Source organism: Pseudomonas sihuiensis, assembly GCF_900106015.1.
Taxonomy (GTDB): domain Bacteria; phylum Pseudomonadota; class Gammaproteobacteria; order Pseudomonadales; family Pseudomonadaceae; genus Aquipseudomonas; species Aquipseudomonas sihuiensis.
Genome location: NZ_LT629797.1, coordinates 591,676 through 612,452 on the forward strand (window position 1 = coordinate 591,676; position 20,777 = coordinate 612,452).

18 protein-coding genes, 2 tRNA genes and 2 pseudogenes are annotated in these 20,777 nt (G+C 63.1%); 10 read left to right on the forward strand and 12 right to left on the reverse strand.

The window, feature by feature from the left end:
* Nucleotides 1-32: 32 nt before the first annotated feature.
* From BLT86_RS03020 to BLT86_RS26330, 5 genes and pseudogenes are all read left to right on the forward strand, one after another.
* Nucleotides 33-1,019, forward strand: a complete 987-nt coding sequence (locus BLT86_RS03020) for a fumarylacetoacetate hydrolase family protein (protein WP_092374521.1) — start codon at nucleotides 33-35, stop codon at nucleotides 1,017-1,019.
* 98 nt (nucleotides 1,020-1,117) lie between these two features.
* Nucleotides 1,118-1,768 carry a maleylacetoacetate isomerase gene (gene maiA / locus BLT86_RS03025; RefSeq protein WP_092374524.1) on the forward strand — a complete coding sequence of 217 codons (651 nt, stop codon included), beginning with the start codon at nucleotides 1,118-1,120 and terminating at the stop codon, nucleotides 1,766-1,768.
* A gap of 91 nt (nucleotides 1,769-1,859) precedes the next feature.
* On the forward strand, nucleotides 1,860-3,320 hold the full coding sequence (locus BLT86_RS03030) for a sodium-dependent transporter (RefSeq protein WP_092374527.1): 1,461 nt from the start codon (nucleotides 1,860-1,862) through the stop codon (nucleotides 3,318-3,320).
* A gap of 1,199 nt (nucleotides 3,321-4,519) precedes the next feature.
* Nucleotides 4,520-4,705, forward strand: a pseudogene (locus BLT86_RS26325) (HAMP domain-containing protein); the annotation flags it as partial.
* Complete coding sequence (locus tag BLT86_RS26330) at nucleotides 4,700-5,563, forward strand: methyl-accepting chemotaxis protein (protein WP_370604702.1); 864 nt, start codon at nucleotides 4,700-4,702, stop codon at nucleotides 5,561-5,563. The pseudogene BLT86_RS26325 and the gene BLT86_RS26330, both read left to right, overlap by 6 nt.
* Before the next feature lie 325 nt (nucleotides 5,564-5,888).
* Here BLT86_RS26330 and BLT86_RS03040 read toward each other — a convergent pair whose 3' ends face one another.
* Nucleotides 5,889-6,305 (reverse strand): VOC family protein, encoded by a 417-nt coding sequence (locus BLT86_RS03040; RefSeq protein WP_017677500.1) that lies wholly within the window; start codon nucleotides 6,303-6,305, stop codon nucleotides 5,889-5,891.
* Nucleotides 6,306-6,366: 61 nt separating this feature from the next.
* Between BLT86_RS03040 and BLT86_RS03045 the strand changes: the two genes are divergently transcribed.
* Nucleotides 6,367-6,669, forward strand: a complete 303-nt coding sequence (locus BLT86_RS03045; RefSeq protein ID WP_017677499.1) for a putative quinol monooxygenase — start codon at nucleotides 6,367-6,369, stop codon at nucleotides 6,667-6,669.
* A 48-nt stretch (nucleotides 6,670-6,717) separates the two neighbouring features.
* Here the strand turns inward: BLT86_RS03045 and tsaA are convergent, their stop codons facing one another.
* From tsaA to BLT86_RS03080, 7 genes are all read right to left on the reverse strand, one after another.
* Nucleotides 6,718-7,422, reverse strand: a complete 705-nt coding sequence (gene tsaA / locus BLT86_RS03050) for a tRNA (N6-threonylcarbamoyladenosine(37)-N6)-methyltransferase TrmO (protein ID WP_092374533.1) — start codon at nucleotides 7,420-7,422, stop codon at nucleotides 6,718-6,720.
* 10 nt (nucleotides 7,423-7,432) lie between these two features.
* A complete protein-coding gene (locus BLT86_RS03055) occupies nucleotides 7,433-7,639 on the reverse strand; it encodes a hypothetical protein (protein ID WP_017677497.1) in 207 nt (68 codons plus the stop codon).
* Between the two features lie 43 nt (nucleotides 7,640-7,682).
* Nucleotides 7,683-8,393: an rRNA pseudouridine synthase gene (locus BLT86_RS03060; RefSeq protein ID WP_059391612.1), complete on the reverse strand. Its 711-nt coding sequence runs from the start codon at nucleotides 8,391-8,393 to the stop codon at nucleotides 7,683-7,685.
* 102 nt (nucleotides 8,394-8,495) lie between these two features.
* Complete coding sequence (gene rimO, locus BLT86_RS03065; RefSeq protein ID WP_003461779.1) at nucleotides 8,496-9,818, reverse strand: 30S ribosomal protein S12 methylthiotransferase RimO; 1,323 nt, start codon at nucleotides 9,816-9,818, stop codon at nucleotides 8,496-8,498.
* A gap of 96 nt (nucleotides 9,819-9,914) precedes the next feature.
* Entirely contained in the window at nucleotides 9,915-10,463 is a 549-nt protein-coding gene (locus tag BLT86_RS03070; RefSeq protein ID WP_092374536.1) for a cytochrome b, read from the reverse strand.
* Between the two features lie 137 nt (nucleotides 10,464-10,600).
* Nucleotides 10,601-10,677 (reverse strand) — tRNA-Met (locus BLT86_RS03075).
* Nucleotides 10,678-10,791: 114 nt separating this feature from the next.
* A tRNA-Met gene (locus BLT86_RS03080) sits at nucleotides 10,792-10,868 on the reverse strand.
* A gap of 144 nt (nucleotides 10,869-11,012) precedes the next feature.
* Between BLT86_RS03080 and dinB the strand changes: the two genes are divergently transcribed.
* Nucleotides 11,013-12,065, forward strand: a complete 1,053-nt coding sequence (dinB, locus tag BLT86_RS03085; RefSeq protein WP_092374539.1) for a DNA polymerase IV — start codon at nucleotides 11,013-11,015, stop codon at nucleotides 12,063-12,065.
* 87 nt (nucleotides 12,066-12,152) lie between these two features.
* Here the strand turns inward: dinB and BLT86_RS03090 are convergent, their stop codons facing one another.
* The 4 genes and pseudogenes from BLT86_RS03090 to BLT86_RS03105 form a co-directional block, all read right to left on the reverse strand.
* Nucleotides 12,153-12,551, reverse strand: coding sequence for an META domain-containing protein (locus BLT86_RS03090; protein ID WP_092374542.1), 399 nt, complete (start codon nucleotides 12,549-12,551; stop codon nucleotides 12,153-12,155).
* Between the two features lie 4 nt (nucleotides 12,552-12,555).
* Nucleotides 12,556-12,987 (reverse strand): hypothetical protein, encoded by a 432-nt coding sequence (locus tag BLT86_RS03095; protein WP_003461765.1) that lies wholly within the window; start codon nucleotides 12,985-12,987, stop codon nucleotides 12,556-12,558.
* A 27-nt stretch (nucleotides 12,988-13,014) separates the two neighbouring features.
* Nucleotides 13,015-13,323 (reverse strand): annotated as a pseudogene (locus BLT86_RS03100) (NAD(P)-dependent oxidoreductase); the annotation flags it as partial.
* A 74-nt stretch (nucleotides 13,324-13,397) separates the two neighbouring features.
* Nucleotides 13,398-16,148, reverse strand: a complete 2,751-nt coding sequence (locus BLT86_RS03105; protein WP_092374545.1) for a response regulator — start codon at nucleotides 16,146-16,148, stop codon at nucleotides 13,398-13,400.
* Nucleotides 16,149-16,267: 119 nt separating this feature from the next.
* Between BLT86_RS03105 and BLT86_RS03110 the strand changes: the two genes are divergently transcribed.
* The 3 genes from BLT86_RS03110 (at nucleotide 16,268) to BLT86_RS03120 (ending at nucleotide 20,720) form a co-directional block, all read left to right on the forward strand.
* The gene (locus BLT86_RS03110; protein ID WP_092374548.1) at nucleotides 16,268-16,978 is read left to right on the forward strand and encodes a response regulator transcription factor; all 711 of its coding nucleotides are present in this window, start codon (nucleotides 16,268-16,270) and stop codon (nucleotides 16,976-16,978) included.
* Nucleotides 16,975-18,312 (forward strand): sensor histidine kinase, encoded by a 1,338-nt coding sequence (locus BLT86_RS03115; RefSeq protein WP_092374551.1) that lies wholly within the window; start codon nucleotides 16,975-16,977, stop codon nucleotides 18,310-18,312. Before BLT86_RS03110 ends, BLT86_RS03115 begins: the two co-directional genes overlap by 4 nt.
* A 323-nt stretch (nucleotides 18,313-18,635) precedes the next feature.
* Nucleotides 18,636-20,720, forward strand: a complete 2,085-nt coding sequence (locus BLT86_RS03120; protein ID WP_092374554.1) for a TonB-dependent receptor domain-containing protein — start codon at nucleotides 18,636-18,638, stop codon at nucleotides 20,718-20,720.
* The last annotated feature ends 57 nt before the right edge of the window (nucleotides 20,721-20,777 follow it).

Consider the following 20,777-nt stretch of genomic DNA (forward strand, 5'->3'; position numbering starts at 1 on the left):
GGTGCGCACGGCGCACCCTACGAGGTTTGAGCATGAAACTCGCATCACTGAACCAGGGCCGCGATGGCGTGCTGATCGTCGTTTCCCGCGATCTCACCCGCGCCGTGCTCGCGCCGCAGATCGCTTTCACCCTGCAGGCTGCGCTGGACGACTGGGCCGTGGCCCGGCCCAAGCTCGAAGCGGTCTATCAGCGTCTCAACGACGGCTTGGAAGAGGGCGCCTTCGCCTTCGATCAGGCCGCCTGTCACAGCCCGCTGCCGCGTGCCTATCACTGGGCCGACGGCAGCGCCTACGTCAACCACGTCGAGCTGGTGCGCAAGGCGCGCGGCGCCGAGATGCCCGAATCCTTCTGGCATGATCCACTGATGTACCAGGGCGGCGCCGATGCCTTTATCCCGCCGCACAGCCCGATCAGCCTGGCCGACGAAGCCTGGGGCATCGACCTGGAGGCCGAGCTGGCAGTGATCACCGACGACGTGCCGATGGGCGCCACGCCGGCCGAAGCGGCAGGCCATATCCGCCTGCTGATGCTGGTCAACGACGTCTCGCTGCGCAATCTGATCCCTGGCGAGTTGGCCAAGGGCTTTGGTTTCTACCAGAGCAAGCCGTCATCGAGCTTCTCGCCGGTGGCCATCACCCCGGACGAGCTGGGCGAGAGCTGGAAGGACGGCAAGGTGCATCGGCCGCTGGTGTCGCATATCAACGGCGCGCTGTTCGGCCAGCCGAACGCCGGCGTCGACATGACCTTCAACTTCCCAACCCTGGTAGCGCATGCCGCCAAGACCCGGCCGCTGGGCGCCGGCACCATCATCGGTTCGGGCACCGTGTCCAACTACGACCGCAGTGCCGGTTCTTCCTGCCTGGCGGAAAAGCGCATGCTGGAGATCGTCGAGCAGGGCGAGGCGAAGACGCCGTTCCTCAAGTTCGGCGACCGGGTGCGCATCGAGATGTTCGACGTTGCCGGGCAGAGCATCTTCGGCGCCATCGATCAGGTGGTGGAAAAGTACGACGCCCGCTGATCTGTAGGAGCGGCTTCAGCCGCGATTTGTCTGAAGTCGCTAAAAGCATCGCGGCTGAAGCCGCTCCTACGCAGGTCGCGTTTCGCGAGGAATCCGCAATGTTGAAACTCTACGGCTACTGGCGCTCCAGCGCCGCCTACCGGGTGCGTATCGCCCTGAACCTCAAGGGCCTGGCTTACCAGCAGGTGCCAGTGCACCTGGTCAAGGACGGCGGCCAGCAGCACGGCGCTGACTACCGCGCGCTGAACCCGCAGCAGTTGCTGCCGCTGCTGGTGGACGAGGAGAACGGTGGCGTGCGTGTCGCCCAGTCGCTGGCGATCATCGAATACCTCGAAGAGATCTTCCCGGTGCCGGCGCTGTTGCCAGCGGATCCGGCCGAGCGTGCCCAGGTGCGGGCGCTGGCGCTGCATATCGCCTGCGACGTGCATCCGCTGAACAACCTGCGCGTGCTGCAGTACCTGTCCAGCGAACTGGGCGTCGCCGATGAGGCGAAAAACGCCTGGTACCGGCACTGGGTCGCGCTCGGTCTGGCCGCCGTGGAGGAGGGCCTGGCCGCATTCGACGGACGCCTGTCGCTCGGCGAGCGGCCTGGATATCTGGAAGCCTGCCTGATTCCGCAGCTGTATAATGCGCGGCGTTTTAACTGTGACCTTGCCGCGTACCCACGCATTGTCGCCATGGCGGCGCGCTGTGAACCCCTGGAGGCCTTCCAACTGGCCGCACCGGAGGCACAAGCCGACGCCCAGTGACACCTTCGGCTTCAACCCAAGCCTTGCATTCCGCTGCGCCACAAGCGCGGCGGGTCCGATTCCGTCACAGATAAAAACAAACAGGTGACGCATGACCCGTGAAAAACCGAAGAACCTCTGGCTCTCGCGCTGGGGCTTCATCCTCGCTGCAACCGGCTCGGCCGTCGGCCTGGGCAATATCTGGAAATTCCCCTACATCACCGGCGAATACGGCGGCGGCGCCTTCGTGCTGATGTACCTGGCGTGCATCCTGGCCATCGGCATTCCGGTGATGATGACCGAGATCGCCATCGGTCGCCGTGGTCGCGGCAGCCCCATCGACGCCATCGGCCGCGTGGTACGCGAGAACGGTGGCAACCCGCTATGGAAGGCGGTTGGCGGTATGGCCATGCTCGCCGGTTTCATGATCCTGTGCTTCTACGTGATCGTTGCTGGTTGGGCTTTCGCCTACACGTGGAAGATGCTCGACGGCTCCCTGGCCGCCACCAGCGTCGAGGCGCTGGGTGGGGTGTTCGAAGCGCACAACGCCAACCCCTGGCAGCTTGGCGGCTGGAGCGTGCTGGTGGCGCTGCTGACCCTGTGGATCGTCGCCAGGGGCGTGCAGAAAGGCATCGAAAACGCGGTGCGCTGGATGATGCCGGGCCTGGCCCTGATGCTCATCGTGCTGGTCGGCTACGCCTTCACCAGCGGCAGTTTCAGCGCCGGTTTCGATTTCCTGTTCCATTTCGATGCCTCGAAAATCACCGGCGAGGCGCTGTTGGCCGCATTGGGCCATGCCTTCTTCACCCTCAGCCTGGCCTCGGGCGCCATTCTCACCTATGGCTCCTACATCCCGGACGGTCAATCCATCGCGCGGACCACCTTCATCGTTGCACTTTGCGATACCTGCGTGGCGCTGCTGGCCGGTCTGGCGATCTTCCCGATTATCTTCGCCAACGGCATGAGCCCCAGCGCCGGGCCGGGGCTGATCTTCATGAGCCTGCCGCTGGCCTTCCAGCAGATGCCATTCGGCACCGCGTTCGGCGTCTTGTTCTTCGCCATGGTATCGATCGCCGCGCTGACCTCGGCGATCTCGATGATCGAGGCCAGCGTGGCCTACCTGAACGAAAAGCACGGTATCAGCCGCCTGCGCGCTGCCATCGGGGCCGGCGCGGTACTGCTGGTGATCAGCCTGCTGGCAATGCTGTCGTTCAACCTGCTGGCGGGCTGGACGCCGCTGGGCAAAAACTTCTTCGACTGGCTGGATTACCTCACCTCGCGCTGGATGATGCCGCTGGGTGGCATCTTCATGGTCGTACTCGCAGGCTACGCACTGCGCGGCGAGATCATGCGTGATGAGCTCGATCTGCCGCCTGCGGGGTACGCACTGTGGCTGTTCATGGTGCGCTACGTCAGCCCGGTGCTGATCATGGTGGTGTTCCTGCATGCGCTGGGCTGGCTGATATTCGATCCCGTACTGCAGTGGTACTGGATTGCCGGTGCCATCGGCCTGCTGGCTGTGGCTGGCGAATTGCTGCGGCCACGAGTGATGCCGGTACTGACTGGCCGCTGAGTCGTTGATGACAGACCGAGGCGCAGCTCCGTGAGGGGCTGCGCCTTTTTTTGTCGGCGAAAAATCGCCAGTAAATCGGCGCCAATAAGCGGATAGTTGCCGAGCATGGCCAGATGTCTGCTTTTCAGGGGCTATGCTTAACAAAACCACTTGGCGAATTGCCAGTACTCAAGCTGGGCGCCTTTGCTGCCGATATATGGGGTTCGATTTGGCATAGCAGTTGCGTTGCCTTCCGACCAGGCCGCGTTCACGAGACGTGGCTCTATAAGAAGAACCTGGAGTTGTCCCCTATGTTTGAACCTGCCGCACGCCTATTCGCCAACCTTGCCGTCGGCAAGAAGTTATTCATCGGCTTCGGTCTGGTATTGCTGCTCACTGCAGCCATGACCGGCAGCGGCTTTCTCGCTGTACAGGCGGTGCTGCAAGGACATGCCCAGGTCGGCCAGTTGGCACAGGTCAACCAGGAGATTCTTCAGGCGCGTCGCCTGGAGCGCAGCTTCGCCATCGAGCAGACCCCGCAGAGTGCCGAGCTCGTGCGGGCCAGTTTGCTCAAGGTGCAGACACTGCTGGAAAAGCTCGCCCAGGACAGTTCTGGCGCCACCTCGCGCAATCAGACCATGCAGCAGGCCGTGGCCGAGTACCTCAAGCAGTTCGACAACTATGTCGAGCAGCAGGACAAGGCGCGCGAAGCACGGCAGGACATGCGCAGCGCCGCTGCCGAAGCGCGCGACCAGTTCGAGGTGATCGAGCTGGACATGTACGACGCAGTACGTGAACTGCGTCTGCAGGGCGACCGCCTGCGCGGCAGCGATCCGCTGACCCTGGCGGAAACAGCATCCGGTCTGAGCAAACGCATGCTCGATCTGCGTGGTCATGAAAGCCTGTACATCATCGACGGTTCGGCTGAGGCGCTGGAAGAATGGGAATACGTCAGTGAAGACCTGCAAACCGTGGCTCGCAGCCTGATGGTATGGCTCAACGACGACCAGAAAGGCGCCATTGACACCGCGCTGCAGGCGTTGACCCTCTATCAGCGTTCCTTCCTCTATTACCAGCAACTGCGTGAGCAGAACCTGGCCACTGAGAACGCCATGATCGAACGTGCGCGCTCGGTGGTGGACCTGGCCGAAGCAGCCCAAGCGGCGGCCGAGCAGAGCATGCTCGACGACAGCCAGCGCTCGCTGGTGATGCTCGGCATCATGGGTGCTGCCGCAGTGGTGCTGGGCCTGTGCGCGGCGTTGCTGATCACCCGTTTGATCGTCGCGCCGCTGCGCGAGACCGTGACTTTCGCCCAACGCATCGCCGCGGGCGATCTCAGCCAGAACATCCCGCAGGATCGCCGCGACGAAGTGGGCCAGTTGCTGGCCGCCATGCAGGACATGACCCTCAGCCTGCGCACCCTGGTCGGGCGTATTGGCGGGGGTGTCGGGCAGATCGCGGCGGCTGCCGAGCAATTGTCGGCGATCACCGCGCAGACCAGCGCCGGGGTGCAGACGCAGAAACTGGAAACCGAGCAGACCGCCACCGCCATGCACCAGATGGCTGCGACCGTGCAGGAAGTGGCACAGAACGCCGAGCAGGCCTCGCTGGCGGCGCGCGATGCGGATCTGGAAGCGCAGCAGGGCAATCGCGTGGTGCAGCAGGCGGTGGATCAGATCGACAGTCTGGCCAGCGAAGTGGAGCAGTCCGCCAAGGCCATCGCCGACCTGAATCAGGAAAGCGCGCGTATCGGCAGTGTGCTGGAAGTGATTCGCAACGTCGCCGAGCAGACCAACCTGCTGGCGCTCAACGCCGCCATCGAGGCGGCGCGTGCAGGTGAGCAGGGCCGTGGTTTCGCCGTGGTCGCCGATGAAGTACGCGCGCTGGCCAAGCGTGCCCAGGACAGCACCGAAGAGATCGAGAGCCTGATCGCCGGCCTGCAGCGCATGGCCAAGGGCGCCGTGCAGCAGATGGACAGCAGCCGCGACCTGACCCGCCGCACCGTCGAACTGGCGGGCGAGGCTGGGGACGCGCTGGGTCGCATCACCCAGGCGGTGAGTACCATCGAGCAGATGAACCAGCAGATCGCCGCCGCTGCCGAGGAGCAGAGCGCTGTGGCCGAGGCGATCAACGAGAGCGTCACCCGTGTGCGCGATATTGGTGAGCAGAGCGCTACCGCCACGGAACAGACTGCGGCCTCCAGCGCCGAGCTGGCGCGTTTGGGTGTCGAGCTGCAGGAGTTGGTGCGCCAGTTCCGCACCTGATTCGGGCGAGCCGGGACGCCGGCCGCAGGAGGGCGTAGGGCGGACTCAGGAGCGTCAGCGAACAGTCCGCCATCTTCGGTACGGCAAGAGTCCTAACGGCGTACTGCTTCGCGAGTACGCCCTACGGCGCTGGCGCGTTTGGGTGTCGAGCTGCAGGAGTTGGTGCGCCAGTTCCGCACCTGACTCGGGCTAGCCGGGACGCCGGCCGCGGGCGGACTCAGGAGCGTCAGCGAACAGTCCGCCATCTTCGGTGCGGCAAGAGTCCTAACGACGTACTGCTTCGCGAGTACGCCCTACAGCGCTGTGGGAGCTCGCTCCCACATGTTCAGGTTCGGGCCGGACTGAAGCGCTGGCCCGAGATCGCGGGATGATAGAGCGGCTGGACCTTGTTGCCCGCTGGGTCCAGCAGGTGAAAGCTGCGCGCGCCGTCGCCATGGTCGAAGGGCCGATCCAGCAGCGTCACCCCTTGTGCCTTGAGGTACTGGTACCAGGCGTCCAGCTCCTCGACGCTGTCGACGATGAAGCCGTAATGATCCACCAGCGCCACACCGTGGCTCTCGGCATAAGCGCGGCCGAGCGACAGGTTGTCGTTGCCGCAGGTCAGGTAGACCAGGTCCTCATTGGCACGGTGCAGCAACTGCATGCCCAGCACGTCCACGTAGAAACGCTCGCACTCTTCCAGGTTGGGTACCAGCAGGGCCAGATGACGCAGGCCATTGAGGCGCGATGGGCGTTCGAGCATCTTTTTACACTCCAATATGTATACAATTATTTTTCAAATATAAAACATAATGGAGGTTGCCGTGTACGTGCTATTGCTCAAGACCCAACTCAAACCCGGCAGTTTCGGGGCGTTCATGGATGCCATGCGCGTCAACGCCGCCGCTTCGGTGCGCGATGAGCCGGGCTGCCTGACCTTCGACGTGATGCGTGACCGCAGTGATCCCGATCTGGTGTGGCTGTACGAAGTGTACGTCGACGAGGCGGCTTTCGAGGCGCATACGCGAACTGCGCATTTCCTCGCCAGCCGGCCGCTGGTGGAACCACTGATCGAGCGTCAGGAGGCTATCGAAGCCGATATGCTGGCGCTCAATCCATCGCGCTGAAGTGAGGCTGCCCGTTGCACCACTGGCCGTTCCGAAGGCTGGGCTCGGTCAGGCCGGGCTCTGTGCCATCTGCATATCCAGCACCCGGATATGCCTTAGCTCGGGATAGTGCCAGTGCACGTCCAGATCCCAGAAGCGCGCGCCATAGCGGCGCTCCGGCTGCGGCTGCTGGTAGGCCGGGCGCGGATCCTGCGCCAGGCACTGCTCGATCAGCTCCACCAGCGGCTCGTTCAGGCGCAGCGCGTGTTGGCGCGCCAGGCGTAGCGCGTCATCCTGCCAGTCCACTGTAATCAGGGGTGGCGGTGCATCTGCCATATCGTTGTGCGCGTCGGCCACAGAATCTGCGTACGGCACATAGGGCTTGATATCCAGCACCGGGGTGCCGTCGAGCAGGTCGATACCGGACAGATGCAGGCGGTCCGGTTCCACTCGTTCCAGGCGTACCACGGACTGGCCGATGCCGTTGGGGCGATGGGTGGCGCGGGTGCTGAACACGCCTACCGCCTGGTTACCGCCCAGGCGTGGCGGGCGCACTTTCAGGCGCGGCTTGTCTTCCAGCGCCTGGTGAAAGAGAAACAGCAACCAGACATGGCTGACCTGTTCCAGGCCCTGCACGGCCTCGCCCTGATCGAAGGGGGGGAGCAGCTCCAGCACGCCGCGAGCGGCGGGCGCCAGGTGCGGCTGGCGAGGAATGGCGAATTTTTCCTTGAAGCAGGAGCGAACGATACCGACCGGAGAAACCAGATGCTGCATGGCGTCCTGCTTAGCGTCTGTTGACGGGGGCGTCGTGTGCCACGCGGCAGCCGGCATCGCGGAATGGACCGGTGAAGCGAATCCAGCCCTCACCAGGGCTGACCTGAGCGCAGGTCAGGTGGCCATCGATCTTGCTCTGCCAGAGAAAGAATGGTGCCGGCGCGGCGAAGCTGGGCAGGCTCAGGGCGAGCAGTGCGGTGAGCAGTAGGGTACGCATGATGGTGGTCTCCAGAGCGTGACGGACACAGCCTAACACGACCTCAGAAACGTTCCTTCTCGCCTAGATAGCGCCATTGCCCGACCGGCAACTTGGCCATGGGGACGCCGCCGATGCGGATGCGCTTCATGCCCAGCACCTTCAGGCCCAACGCCGTACAGATCTGCCGCAGCAGGTCAGGGGCCGGATTCTTCAGCGCGAAGCGCAGGCGCTGTTCGCTCTGCCAACTGGCCTTGCACGGCGGGAACTGCGTGCCCTTGTGCAGCCAGCCTTTCTTCAGGCGCTCCAATGCGCTGGCGGGCACTTCGCCGGCTACTTCGACCAGGTATTCCTGCTCCAGCTTGGCGGCATCCTCGCGCAGCTTGCGTTGCGTGCGCCAGTCCTGGCTGAGCACTATCAGGCCGCTGGCGCCTGTCTGCAGCGGCAGGCTCTGCTCCTGGCGCAGGAAGTGGCCATGCAGGACGCGCTGGGTGTGCGGGTCTTGTTCCCAGTGGCGTTCGTGTACCAGCAGGTGCTGCAACTGTGCAGCGTTGCAGCCAGTCGAGCCATGCACCAGCAGGGTGACGGGCTCCACGGGATCAAGGCTGGCATCGGGGTGCAACTCGACGCGCTGATCCTCGACCTTGAATTGCGGCGCTTCGACCACCTGGCCGTCCACCGTCACCCAGCCCCCTGCGATGTAAAGATCGGCTTCACGGCGCGAGCAACCGAACAGCTCGATGACGCGTTTGGACAGACGGGTGGCTTCGCTCATGACTGGGCTCGACAAAAAGAAGGTCATTGTACCGGCAAGAAGCTGTGGTGCCGGAAAAGAAAAAGCCCCGCATGCTGCGGGGCTTTTCAGGAGATATGTCGGTCAGACCAGCTCGCCCCACATGTCGTACTCGTCGGCATCGACGATGCGTACGCGCACCTTGTCGCCCGGCTTGACGTTGGGGGAGTCGATGAACACGCTGCCGTCGATCTCCGGGGCGTCGGCCCAGGAGCGGGCCACGGCGCCTTCACCGTCCACTTCGTCGATCAGTACGTCCATCTCCAGGCCGATCTTGGCCTGTAGACGTGCAGAGCTGATCGCCTGCTGGTGCGCCATGAAGCGCTCCCAGCGGTCCTGCTTGACGTCGTCAGGCACCACTTCCAGGCCCAGGTCGTTGGCTGGTGCGCCTTCGACTGGCGAATACTGGAAGCAACCGACGCGGTCGAGCTGCGCTTCGGTCAGCCAGTCCAGCAGGTACTGGAAGTCTTCCTCGGTCTCGCCGGGGAAACCGACGATGAAGGTGGAGCGGATGGTCAGCTCCGGGCAGATCTCACGCCACTTCTTGATGCGTGCCAGGGTCTTGTCTTCGAAGGCCGGGCGCTTCATCGACTTGAGCACTTTCGGGCTGGCGTGCTGGAAGGGGATGTCCAGGTACGGCAACAGCTTGCCGGCGGCCATCAGCGGGATCACGTCATCGACGTTGGGGTAGGGGTAGACGTAGTGCAGACGCACCCACACGCCCATCGACGACAGCGCTTCGCACAGCTCGAGCATGCGCGTCTTCACCGGTTGGCCGTTCCAGAAGTCCAGCTTGTACTTCAGGTCGACGCCGTAGGCGCTGGTGTCCTGGCTGATCACCAGCAGCTCTTTCACGCCGGCCTTGACCAGGCGCTCGGCTTCGCTGAGCACATCGCCCACCGGACGGCTGACCAGCTTGCCGCGCATCGACGGGATGATGCAGAAGCTGCAGGTATGGTTGCAGCCTTCGGAAATCTTCAGGTAGGCGTAGTGGCGCGGGGTCAGCTTGATGCCCTGCGGTGGCACCAGGTCGATCAGCGGGTTGTGCTCGGTTTTCGGCGGGATGACTTCGTGTACGGCGTTGACCACCTGCTCATACTGCTGCGGGCCGGTGACGGCCAGCACGCTCGGGTGCACGTCGCGGATGCTGTCTTCGGCCACGCCCATGCAACCAGTGACGATCACCTTGCCGTTTTCCGCCAGCGCCTCACCGATGGCGTCCAGCGACTCGGCCTTGGCGCTATCGATGAAGCCACAGGTATTGACCACCACCACGTCGGCATCCTGGTAGGTCGGTACGATCTCGTAACCTTCCATGCGCAGCTGGGTCAGGATTCGCTCGGAGTCGACCGTCGCTTTTGGACAGCCAAGGGAGACAAACCCTACTTTCGGTGTGGCGGTGGACATGCGGGCTAACCTCTAAGGGCGCCTGGGTGGCGCCTCTGATCAAAAAGTGCGCAATTCTAGCGGCGCTTCGTGCGCTTGACCAGAGGCGCCTTCACCTCAATTACGTCCCGGCAGCATGCGCGTCAGGGTGTTATCGCGCGCCACGTAATGGTGGTACAGGCCGGCAATGGCGTGCAGGCCGATCAGCCAGTAACCGGCGGTGCCTGCCAGCTCGTGCAGTTCCTTGATCTGTCCGGCCAGTTCCTTGTCCGGGCCGATCAGCGCGGGCAGCTCCAGGCCGAAGAAGGGGATGGGCTTGCCAGCGGCGCTGAGAATCAGCCAGCCGGCCAGCGGCGCGCCAATCATCAGTGCATACAGCGCCAGGTGCATCAGCTTGGCAGGCAGGGCTTGCCAGGTCGGCAGCGGCGGCTCGATGGCCGGGGTCGGACTGAGTGCGCGGGCCAGCAGACGCAGCCAGACCAGCGCGAAGACGCTCAGGCCGAGCATGAAGTGCCACTGCTTGAGCAGTTCGCGGGTTTCGCTACCCTTGGGGAAATTTCCTTTGAGCTCGATGCAGGCATAGACGACTGCGATCAGGATCAGCATCAGCCAGTGCAGGCCGATGGAGAGGCTTCCATGGCGTGGTGAGGCGTTCTTCCGGTTCATTCAGGCGTTCCTCGGTCAATGTCCTGCATCTGCAGCAGGCGTTTCCAGCATAAGCCTGCTTGGCTTATGGACCGCTGAGGTAGATCAATGCCCGGAAACGAAAAAGGCCACTCGATTGAGTGGCCTTTATCTGAAGGTGGTTGCGGGAGCAGGATTTGAACCTACGACCTTCGGGTTATGAGCCCGACGAGCTACCAGACTGCTCCATCCCGCGCCGGCAATTCTACGCTTACCTAATGTCTTGTCAATCGATTTGTTTCGTTTGATCGAAAAAGTTAATTTTCGTCAAAGCAAAAAGGCCACTCATTGAGTGGCCTTTTCGTGAAGCTGGTTGCGGGAGCAGGATTTGAACCTACGACCTTCGGGTTATGAGCCCGACGAGCTACCAGACTGCTCCATCCCGCGTCTGTGGGTCGGCATTCTACAGTCAGATGCTCAGGTGTCAACCGCTATTTGCGAGAAAAGTGTTTTCAACTCAGGTGCTTAGCGTTAAACAGCTGTTAGACTTCAGTACTCCAGGCCAGGCTGGGCGAGGCTTCCGAGGGTGATGTGCGCAAGATAATTCACGTGGACTGCGACTGCTTTTACGCCGCCATCGAGATGCGTGACGACCCGAGCCTGGCCAGTCGTCCGCTGGCTGTCGGTGGTTCGGCGGACCGACGCGGGGTAATCGCTACCTGCAACTACGAGGCGCGTGCCTATGGTGTGCGTTCGGCGATGTCGTCGCGGCATGCGCTGAAGTTGTGCCCGGATCTTCTGATCGTCAAACCGCGCTTCGAGGTGTACCGCTCGGTCTCGCGTGACATTCACGGCATCTTTCGTCAGTTCACCGACCTGATCGAGCCGCTGTCGTTGGACGAGGCCTATCTGGATGTCAGCGACTCGCCGCATTTCGCTGGTAGCGCCACGCGCATCGCCCAGGAAATTCGCCGTCGTGTGGCGCAGGAGCTGCACATCACCGTGTCGGCTGGCGTCGCGCCGAACAAGTTCCTGGCCAAGATCGCCAGCGACTGGCGCAAACCCAACGGGTTGTTCGTCATTACCCCGGATCAGGTCGATGATTTCGTGGCGCAGTTGCCGGTGAACAAGCTGCATGGCGTCGGCAAGGTCACGGCGGACAAGCTGACGCGCTTAGGGATTCGCACCTGTCTGGATCTGCGGGACTGGAACAAGCTGGCGCTGGTGCGCGAGTTCGGCAGTTTCGGTGAGCGCTTGTGGCGCCTGGCCCACGGCATCGACGAACGTGCCGTGCAGGTGGACAGCCGCCGCCAGTCGTTGAGCGTGGAGCACACCTACGATCAGGATCTACCCGATCTGCAGAGCTGTCTGGAGAAACTGCCGGCACTGCTCGAGGAGATGAACGGCCGCCTGCAGCGTCTGGACACCAGCTATCGACCGGACAAGCCTTTCGTCAAAGTGAAGTTTCATGATTTCACCCAGACCACCCTGGAGCAGGCGGGGGCCAGTCGGGATCTGGAAAGCTACCGGCTATTGCTGAGCAACGCTTTCGCCCGTGGCGACAAGCCGGTGCGCCTGCTCGGGGTAGGCGTCAGGCTGCATGATCTGCGCGGGCGGCAGGAGCAGCTCGATCTGTTCGCGTAGTTGCCGTTGTGGGAGGGGCTTTAGCCGCGATCATCGATAAAGAAGTCGCCGCTGAAGCGCCTCCCACAGGGTATTCACGCGGCTCGATCACTGCGGCCAGAGGCGAATCGGCTTGCCGGTGGCCGGCCACAGCTGCAACTGGCCGATGTCGTTGAAGTCCCAGCGCCGCACTTCCGCCAACGCCGCGAGGAAGCGCTGCTCCTGCTCCATCAATGAGGGCGCGCACATCTTGCGGGTGCTGCCCGGGGTTTCGAAGCGGACAGCGTCATCCTTCAGCGTGTAGCCGGCGAACCAGTGATTGCAGCCCGCGTGGCCATGGGCGCGGCCGTCAGCAGCGAAGGTGACGGTCAGGTGGCTGCGGTCGATCAGCGGGTGTTCGCCGATCCATTCCACTTGGTAGCTGCGTTCGGTTTCCAGCTGCGGTGCGTCGCTGGCACAGCCGACCAAGGTGGCGGTGAGCAGGGCGAGGGGCAGGGCGCGGTACATGGTGTCAGGCCTCCTGGCAGGTACGGCATAGGTGTCGGCCAGCGTCGTTGCGCCAGCCAAGCTCGGCGATACGAGCTTCAGCGGCTGGTGCTTGCGCGGCTTTGCCGAGCGCGGCATCGACGGCGAATTCGAAATCCAGCTGCTTGCCGCAGCTGTCGCAGTTCACCTGCCAGTTATGGATGGCCAGCTCCTTGAACTGCGGGCCCTTGCACACGGCCAGCCATTGGCCGGGCGGGTTGATCAGGTGGCGAACCTTCTCCACTTCCAGGCGCATGTGCAGGTCGCGACTGCCCTTGAGGGTGACCAGCAGCACGTCATTGGCCTGGATCGAACCGCCGTTGCCGGTGACCTGGTAGCGGCCCGGCGCCAGTGCGCGGCATTCGGTGAGGGTGTGTTGCGGGTTGAGCAGGGAATAACGGAAATCGTGTTCGGCCATGGGTCCTCCGGATCAGCCGGCATGCTATCACGCACCGGCCTTGACCTCATTGCTTGGCTGCCCGGTGAGCCAGGCCGCGATGTTGTCCAGTGTCGTGCGGGCGATGGCATCGAGTGCTTCGTGGGTGAGAAAAGCCTGGTGCGCGGTGACGATGACGTTGGGAAAGCTCAGCAGGCGGGCCAGAGTATCGTCCTGCAGCGGCAGGTCGGAATGATCCTTGAAGAACAGTTCCGACTCTTCTTCGTAGACGTCCAGGCCCAGGTAGCCGAGCTGGCTGCTTTTCAGCGCCTTGATCAGTGCCGGCGCGTCGACCAGCGCGCCGCGGCCGGTGTTGAGGTGTCGTTGGCGGCCAGGAACGACACACGGTCGTAGCCCTTGCTGCTGAACAGGCAGATACGCATGGCAGTTCCTCAGGCGCTTTGTGCCGCCGCTTCGGTCAGGCGCGCGATTGCGGCGTCCAGTTCGTCCAGGGCGCGCTGGGCCTCGGGGTCGTCCTGTTTGAGCAAGGTCTCGCTGCGCTGGCAGGCCAGGCGCAGTTGCGGTACGCCACAGTAGCGCGTGGCGCCGTGCAGGCGATGCACTCGCTCGATCAGGGCGGTGCGTTCGCCGGCATCGCGTGCCTGGCGTATGGCCTGGCGGTCGCCGGGCAGACCGGCCAGCAGCATGCTCAGCATGTCCGCCGCCAGATCGGCTTTGCCTGCGGCCAGGCGCAGGCCTTCTTCGGCGTCGAGTACCTTGGGTTGCGACTGCGGCGCAGCAGCCGGTGCAATCCTCTGATTGGGCTGGTTGCGCAGATTCAGCCCCGTCCACTTGAGCACCACCTGGGCCAGTTGGCGTTCGTTGATCGGCTTGGTCAGGTAGTCGTCCATGCCGCTTTGCAGCAGGGCGCGCTTCTCGTTGGCCAGCGCGTGGGCAGTAAGGGCGATGATTGGCGTGGCGCTGCGACCCTGTTCGCTTTCCCACTGGCGAATCGCTTCGGTGGCTTCGCGGCCATCCATGCCGGGCATCTGCACGTCCATGAACACCAGGTCGAAGCTGCCGTGCTGTACCGCTTCTATAGCCGCGTAGCCGCTGTCCACGGCGGTGACCTGAGCGCCGAGGTCATCGAGCAGGGTTTGCACCAGCAGCAGGTTGGCCGGGTTGTCGTCGGCGCAGAGGATTTGCGGTCGGCGCGTGTTGCTGATGGTCAGCGACTCGCTGGCCGGGCGTTGCGGGCTGACCAGTTCCACCAGCGCCTTGTACAGCTTGCGTGTGCAGGGTGGTTTGGCCTGGAGTTGCGCGTAGGCATCGGGCAGCGAGTCGTGAAACAGCCCTAGTTCGGTGGTCGGGCACAGCACCAGGGCCTTGCAGCCGAGCCGGTCGAGCTCCTGGATACGCTGGCCGAGGCTGTCGGGCGGTAGCTGGCTGGCGGTGATGCCAAGCACAGCCAGGCTCAGCGGTCGTTCCTGATTCTGCTGCTGGTTAACCGCATCGAAGAGTTGGCTAGGATCGGCGAAGCTTTCTACTTCCAGGCCGCAGTCCTCGAGTTGGTGGGCCAGCGCCTGGCGCGCCAGCTCGTGGCTTTCCAGCACGGCCACGCGACGGCCCTGGAGGGCGGCACGTGGCAGGTCTTCGGCGTCGTCGCGGGCCTTGGGCAGGGTCAGGGTGATCCAGAACTCAGAGCCTTCGCCCGGGGTGCTGTCGACGCCGATCTCGCCGCCCATCTGCTCGATCAGGCGTTTGGAAATTACCAGGCCGAGGCCGGTGCCACCGGCCTGGCGGCTGAGCGAGTTGTCGGCCTGGCTGAAGGCCTGGAACAGCGCGCGCAGGTCTTCATCCGACAGGCCGATGCCAGTGTCCATCACGCTGATACGCAGTTGCGCGCTGTCGGCACTTTCGTCCTCGACCATGGCGCGCATGACGATGGTGCCTTCGCGGGTGAACTTGATCGCATTGCTGACCAGGTTGGTCAGTACCTGCTTCAGGCGCAGCGGATCACCGCGCAGAGCCAACGGGGTGTCGCGGTAGATCAGGCTGACCAGCTCCAGCTGCTTTTCATGGGCCGCGGGAGCGAGGATGGTCAGGGTGTCCTGCAGCAGGTCGCGCAGGTTGAAGGGGATGGATTCGAGCATCAGCTTGCCCGCTTCGATCTTGGAGAAATCGAGCACCTCATTGATGATGCCGAGCAGGCTGTCGGCGGATTTCTCGATGGTCGAAAGGTAATCCTGCTGGCGCGGGCTGAGCTCGCTCTTTTGCAGCAGGTTGGTGAAGCCGAGGATACCGTTGAGCGGGGTGCGGATCTCGTGGCTCATGTTGGCCAGGAACTCGGACTTGATGCGGCTGGCTTCCAGAGCCTCCTTGCGTGCGAAGTCCAGCTCGATGTTCTGGATCTCGATGGTTTCCAGGTTCTGCCGTACGTCCTCGGTGGCCTGCTCGATGCTGTGCTGCAGTTCTTCCTGCGCATTCTGCAGGGCCTCGGCCATGCGGTTGATGCCGGCGGCCAGCTCATCCATCTCATGGCTGCCCAGCGGCGGCAGGCGGGTTTCCAGGTGGCCGTCCTTGAGTTGGGCGACACCGGCCTTGATCTCGCGCAATGGCTCGTTGATGCTGCGGCCCATGCGCAGGGCGAGCAGGGCGGTGACGGCAAGACCACCGGCGATCAGCAGCAGGCTGGCGAACAGGCTGCGGTAGCCGCTGAGCAAGGTGCCCTGATGCGAAAGCTCCAGTTCGACCCAGCCGAGCAGCTCCAATTGGCGGTCCTCAGCGAAGTCGTCGCTCAGCACCAGGTGCTGGTCGTAGACCGGTAGTAGAAAACGCGTGGCGTCCTGACCGCTGAGCAGGCTGACGCCGGCCTGGCTGCTGGGTGATGGGTTGAGCATGCTGGGCCCGGCATGTGCCAGTGACGTGCGCTCAGGGCTGAGAAAACCCACCGCACGCACATCCGGGTGCTCCAGTGCCTGTTGAGCGATACGCTCGAGTTTTTTCGTGGCCTGCTGTTCCAGCGCGGGGGCCGCCAGGGGCGCCAGGTGTTCGACCAGCATCTCACCGCGCTGCAGCAGCTGCGTCTGCAAACCGGACAGTTGCACCCAGGTGAAATAGCCACCCAGCACCAGCGCCAGCAGGCTGGTGGGGAACAGGGTGAGCAGCAGCACGCGGCCTTTGATGCCTAGATCCTTGAACACGACGTTCCTCCTTAATGACATCTGGGCAGTGTAGCGATTCAGCGCGGCGGAATCTGTAGGTGAGCGATTGTCGTTTAGTAGGTAGAATTGTTCTCATTTTGTATTTTCGGTTTCTCTCCATGAACGCCAGCTCCGCCTCTCCAACCCGGATCCTCGCTGTCGAGGACGACCCTCTGCTTGCCAGTCACCTGCAATCTCACCTGATGGCCCGTGGTTTCGATGTGACTCTCAGCCATGACGGCAGTGATGGGTTGCGCTTGGCGGAGAACGAGGATTTCGATCTGATCCTGATGGATATCCTGTTGCCCGGCACCAATGGCCTGGTGGCGCTGCAGCAATTGCGCCAGCGCTGCAGCGTGCCGGTTCTGCTGATGTCTGCGTTGGGCGATGAGCAGAACCGCATTGCCGGTTTCAGTCAGGGCGCCGATGACTATCTGCCCAAGCCCTTCAGCCTGGGCGAGCTGAGCGTTCGCGTGGATGCGATCCTGCGGCGTGTCGCCTATGAGCGCCGCGAGCCGCAGTCGAGTACAGAGGGCAACGGTTTGCAGTTCGACGAGGGCCGTAGCGATGTGGCCGTTTGTGGCACCTGGGTCGGCCTGACGCCCAGCGAATACCGGGTGCTGGAACTGCTCTGGCGGCACAAGGACGAGGCGCTTAGCAAACCCTTCCTTTATCAGCAGGCGCTGCGCCGCGCTTACGCTCAGCACGACCGCAGCCTGGACATGCACGTCAGTCATATCCGTCGCAAATTGCAGGCCGTCGGCTACGAGGCGACACGTGTCGACACCGTCTGGGGCAAGGGCTACATCCTGACACAGGCCGGGGCATGAACCTGCCGGGGCGACATTCGCTGCTCTGGCGGCTGGCCGGAGCATTGGCGCTGTTCTGCCTGCTGCTGGTCAGTCTGCATGTGGATGTCGGCCGTGAGCTGATCGATGCGACCTCCTATCTACCCGAATCCACCCGGCAGACGCTCAAAGGCTATGCCCGGGAGGCGGAAACGACGTGGCGCGAGGAGGGCGCAGCAGGCGTCGATGTCTTTCTGCAGCGGCTGCAGGAGCGTGAGCAGATCTGGGCGGTGGTGGTCGATCAGCACAAGGACTCGCTGTCCTCGCAAACCTTGACGGCCGAACAGGCGCAGCGCCTCGATTTCGTGCGCAGGCTGGAGTTCCCGGTCGGACGGCCAGGCGGCACGCCGACCTTTTACATTCCTTTCAGCGACGGCAATGCCCGGCTGGTGATGGAGTTGCCGCGGCGTTTGAATCCGCGCAAGTACAACGAACTGTGGGAGTTGCTGCTGCAGCGCGTGCTGCCGGCCGTGCTGGCTGTGGTCGTGGCCGTTCTGCTGTATCGCTTGCTGATCGCTCCGCTGGCGATCCTCAGGCGTCAGGCCGCGGCACTCAGCGCAGGCGACCTGTCTGCTCGGCTCGGGCCGCAGGTGACGCGGCGCAAGGATGAACTGGGTGAGCTGGCACGAACCTTCGATCATATGGCCGAGCGCCTGCAGGGCACCGTGGGGTTCCAGCGCCAGTTGCTGCGCGACCTGTCGCACGAACTGCGCACGCCGTTGGCCCGCTTGCGCGTGGCCGGGGAGAGCGAACAGGACGTCGAGGCCCTGCGTCAGCGTCTGGCCCGTGAAGTCGAGGAAATGGAAAAGCTGGTCGGGGATGCCTTGGAGCTGGTCTGGCTGGACACCGAACGGCCCAGCTTGCCGCTGGAAGAAGTGGACATCGTCAGGCTCTGGGATGTGCTGAGGGAAAACGCCGGCTTCGAGACCGGCTGGCCCATCGAGCGCATGCCCTGCGAGTTGCCGGCCGATTGCCGGGTGCTGGGCAATCTCAACGGCCTGGCGCAGGCGTTGGAGAACATCCTGCGCAATGCCATTCGCCACTCGCCGGAGGGTGGTGTGGTGCGTCTGGCCGGACAGCGCGAAGGGGAGCAATGGCTGTTGTGCATCGAGGACCAGGGGCCGGGCGTCGCCGAGAGCGAGTTGGAGACCATCTTTCGTCCCTTCACCCGGCTCAGCGCGGCCCGCCCGGGTGGTGACGGTTTCGGCCTGGGGCTGGCCATTGCGCGCAGCATGATCGCTACCCAGGGTGGGCACCTCTGGGCAGAGAATGCACGACCCGGTCTGCGACTGAAGCTGCGGCTGCAAAGTGTATAGTTCGTAAATTAGATTTACTCTCAAATGTAAATTCTTACTATTTGCGTCTGACCCGGCAGGGCCGGCAAGTAGTAGCGCTTCTTTTTCTTCCTAGTGCTCGCTCTCGATGGCGTGTTGTCCATCCGAGGCTTTGCCACGGCCCTTTCGCTTGGTTTCGGCCATTTGCTCCCGCTGACCACGGCAGAGCTTGGCGCCGATGTTCCGAGTTGGGTCAGCCAGTGAAGCCTATGTCCGGGGGAGTGCAGGGTTCGAGTTCCTGTGCAGGACGGCCGCTGGCAACAAGCCGACAACTCGATTTACCTTGATCACTGGGAGCAATCCACATGTCACTCAACCAGCGACGCCTCGCTGTATCGTCTCGGCCTCGATTCAACAAAACCCTGCTGGCTGTCACGCTGGCCTCGCTGGCCTGTTCGGCGGGGGCCGAGGAAAAGTCCGAGCAACTGGAGCTTGGGGCGGTAGTGGTCACTGCTACGGGCTTTGAGCAAAGCGTCAAGGATGCGCCTGCCGCCATCACCGTCATCTCCGCAGAAGAACTGAAGAAGCGCTCCTACACCGATATCACCGACGCGCTGAAAAATGTGGCTGGGGTGCAGATTGCCGGTGGCGGTGTGGAGCGCTCGATCCAGATCCGCGGCATGACCTCGGGCTATACGCTGTTTCTGATCGATGGGCGGCCGATGCAGGGCAACGACTCCTTCGGCCTCAACGGTACCCAGAACGGTACGCCGATCAATTTTCTGCCACCCATCGAGGCGATCGAGCGCATCGAGGTCATTCGGGGGCCGGCTTCGTCCTTGTATGGCTCCGATGCGATGGGCGGGGTGATCAACATCATCACCAAGAAAATCCGCAACGAGTTCGCCGGCAGCATCACCACCGAGTACAGCCTGGCCGATGGCGCCAACAAGGTGAACGAGGACGGTTATCAGACCAGTGCCTATCTGAATGCGCCGCTGATCGAGGATGTGCTGGCCTTGCAGGTCAATGGTTCGTTCCTGCATCAGGACGAAAGCCATTTCCTCGGTGGTGACGACAGCGCTGCCTCCGACCCCAGGTACAGAAGAAGCAACCTGGGCGGCAAGCTGGGCTGGAACATCGACGAGCAGAACCTGGTCACCTTCAACTACAACGAAGCGCTGCAACGCCGTTGGGCCAATCCGGGCAAGAGCATCGACGTGGCCGACGAGCCGAGCTACAACGAGTCGATCCTCAAGACCTACGCCATCACCCACGAAGGGCGTTACGACAACCTGCTGCTGGATACCTACGTCAACTACGACACCTCGGAGAACCCGACGCGGGTCAACGCCAATACCGGCAATGGCATCGAGTACAACGTGCTGACGGCCAACACCCAGGCGACCTATTTCCTTGGCTCCCATGCACTGACAGGTGGCCTGACCCACAAGTACGAAGAGCTCAAGGACGGTGCCAGCAGCGGTCTGCGTCCGCCGGTCGTTGCGGTTGCCGATGCCGTCGTGGAGATGGAACGCTACCAGAATTCGATCTTCCTGGAAGACAACTGGAGCCTGACCGACGACCTGTCGCTGACCCTCAGTGCCCGCTACGACGACAACGAGGCGTTCGGCAGCGAAGTCAGTCCCAAGGTCTATGCCGTGTATCACCTGACCGAGAACTTCACCCTCAAGGGCGGCGTGACCTCCGGTTACAAGGCGCCCAGCCTACGCCAGGCCGCAACCGATTTTGGCTCCAGCTCAAGGGGCGGCGTAATCATCGGCAACCCCGAGCTGACGCCGGAGACCAGCCTCAACCGCGAGATCGGCATCGGCTACGAAAACTTCGATCTGGGCCTCAACACGACCCTGACTGTCTATCAGACCGACTACAAGGACAAGATCAACCGCACTGGCCGCGTCTGCCAGCCGAACGTGCCCTGTGTGTACAACGGCACCACCTACCCGGCGCATCAGTACGGCTACACCGCCTACGAGAACGTGGACGAGGCGGAGCTCAGGGGCGTTGAGTTCACCCTGGATTACCAACTGCTCGACAACCTGATGTACCGCCACAGCTACACCTATACCAGCACGGAGCAGAAGACCGGTCAGTACAAGGGTGAGCCGCTCAACGACATGGCCAAGCACATGTTCAACGTCTCGTTGGACTGGCAGGCCATGGACAAATTGAACCTCTGGACTCAGCTCAACTACCGGGGCGAGACATCCGGCCGCTGGCAGACCGGCACCAGTGGTGCTGCCAGCAACGGCGTGACCTACCCGTCCTATACCTTCGCCGATGTCGGCCTGGTGTACAGGCCGACCCAGGACCTCAGCCTGAAGTTCGGTGTGTACAACGTCACCAACAAGGAAGTCACCACCGACGATGACTACGCCTACAACCTCGATGGCAGGCGCTACGTGTTCGGTCTGACGCAGAACTTCTGATCCGCAGCGCCTTAATCAGGCCGCCCTGGAGCCTCTCCGGGTGGCCTTTGCCGCCAG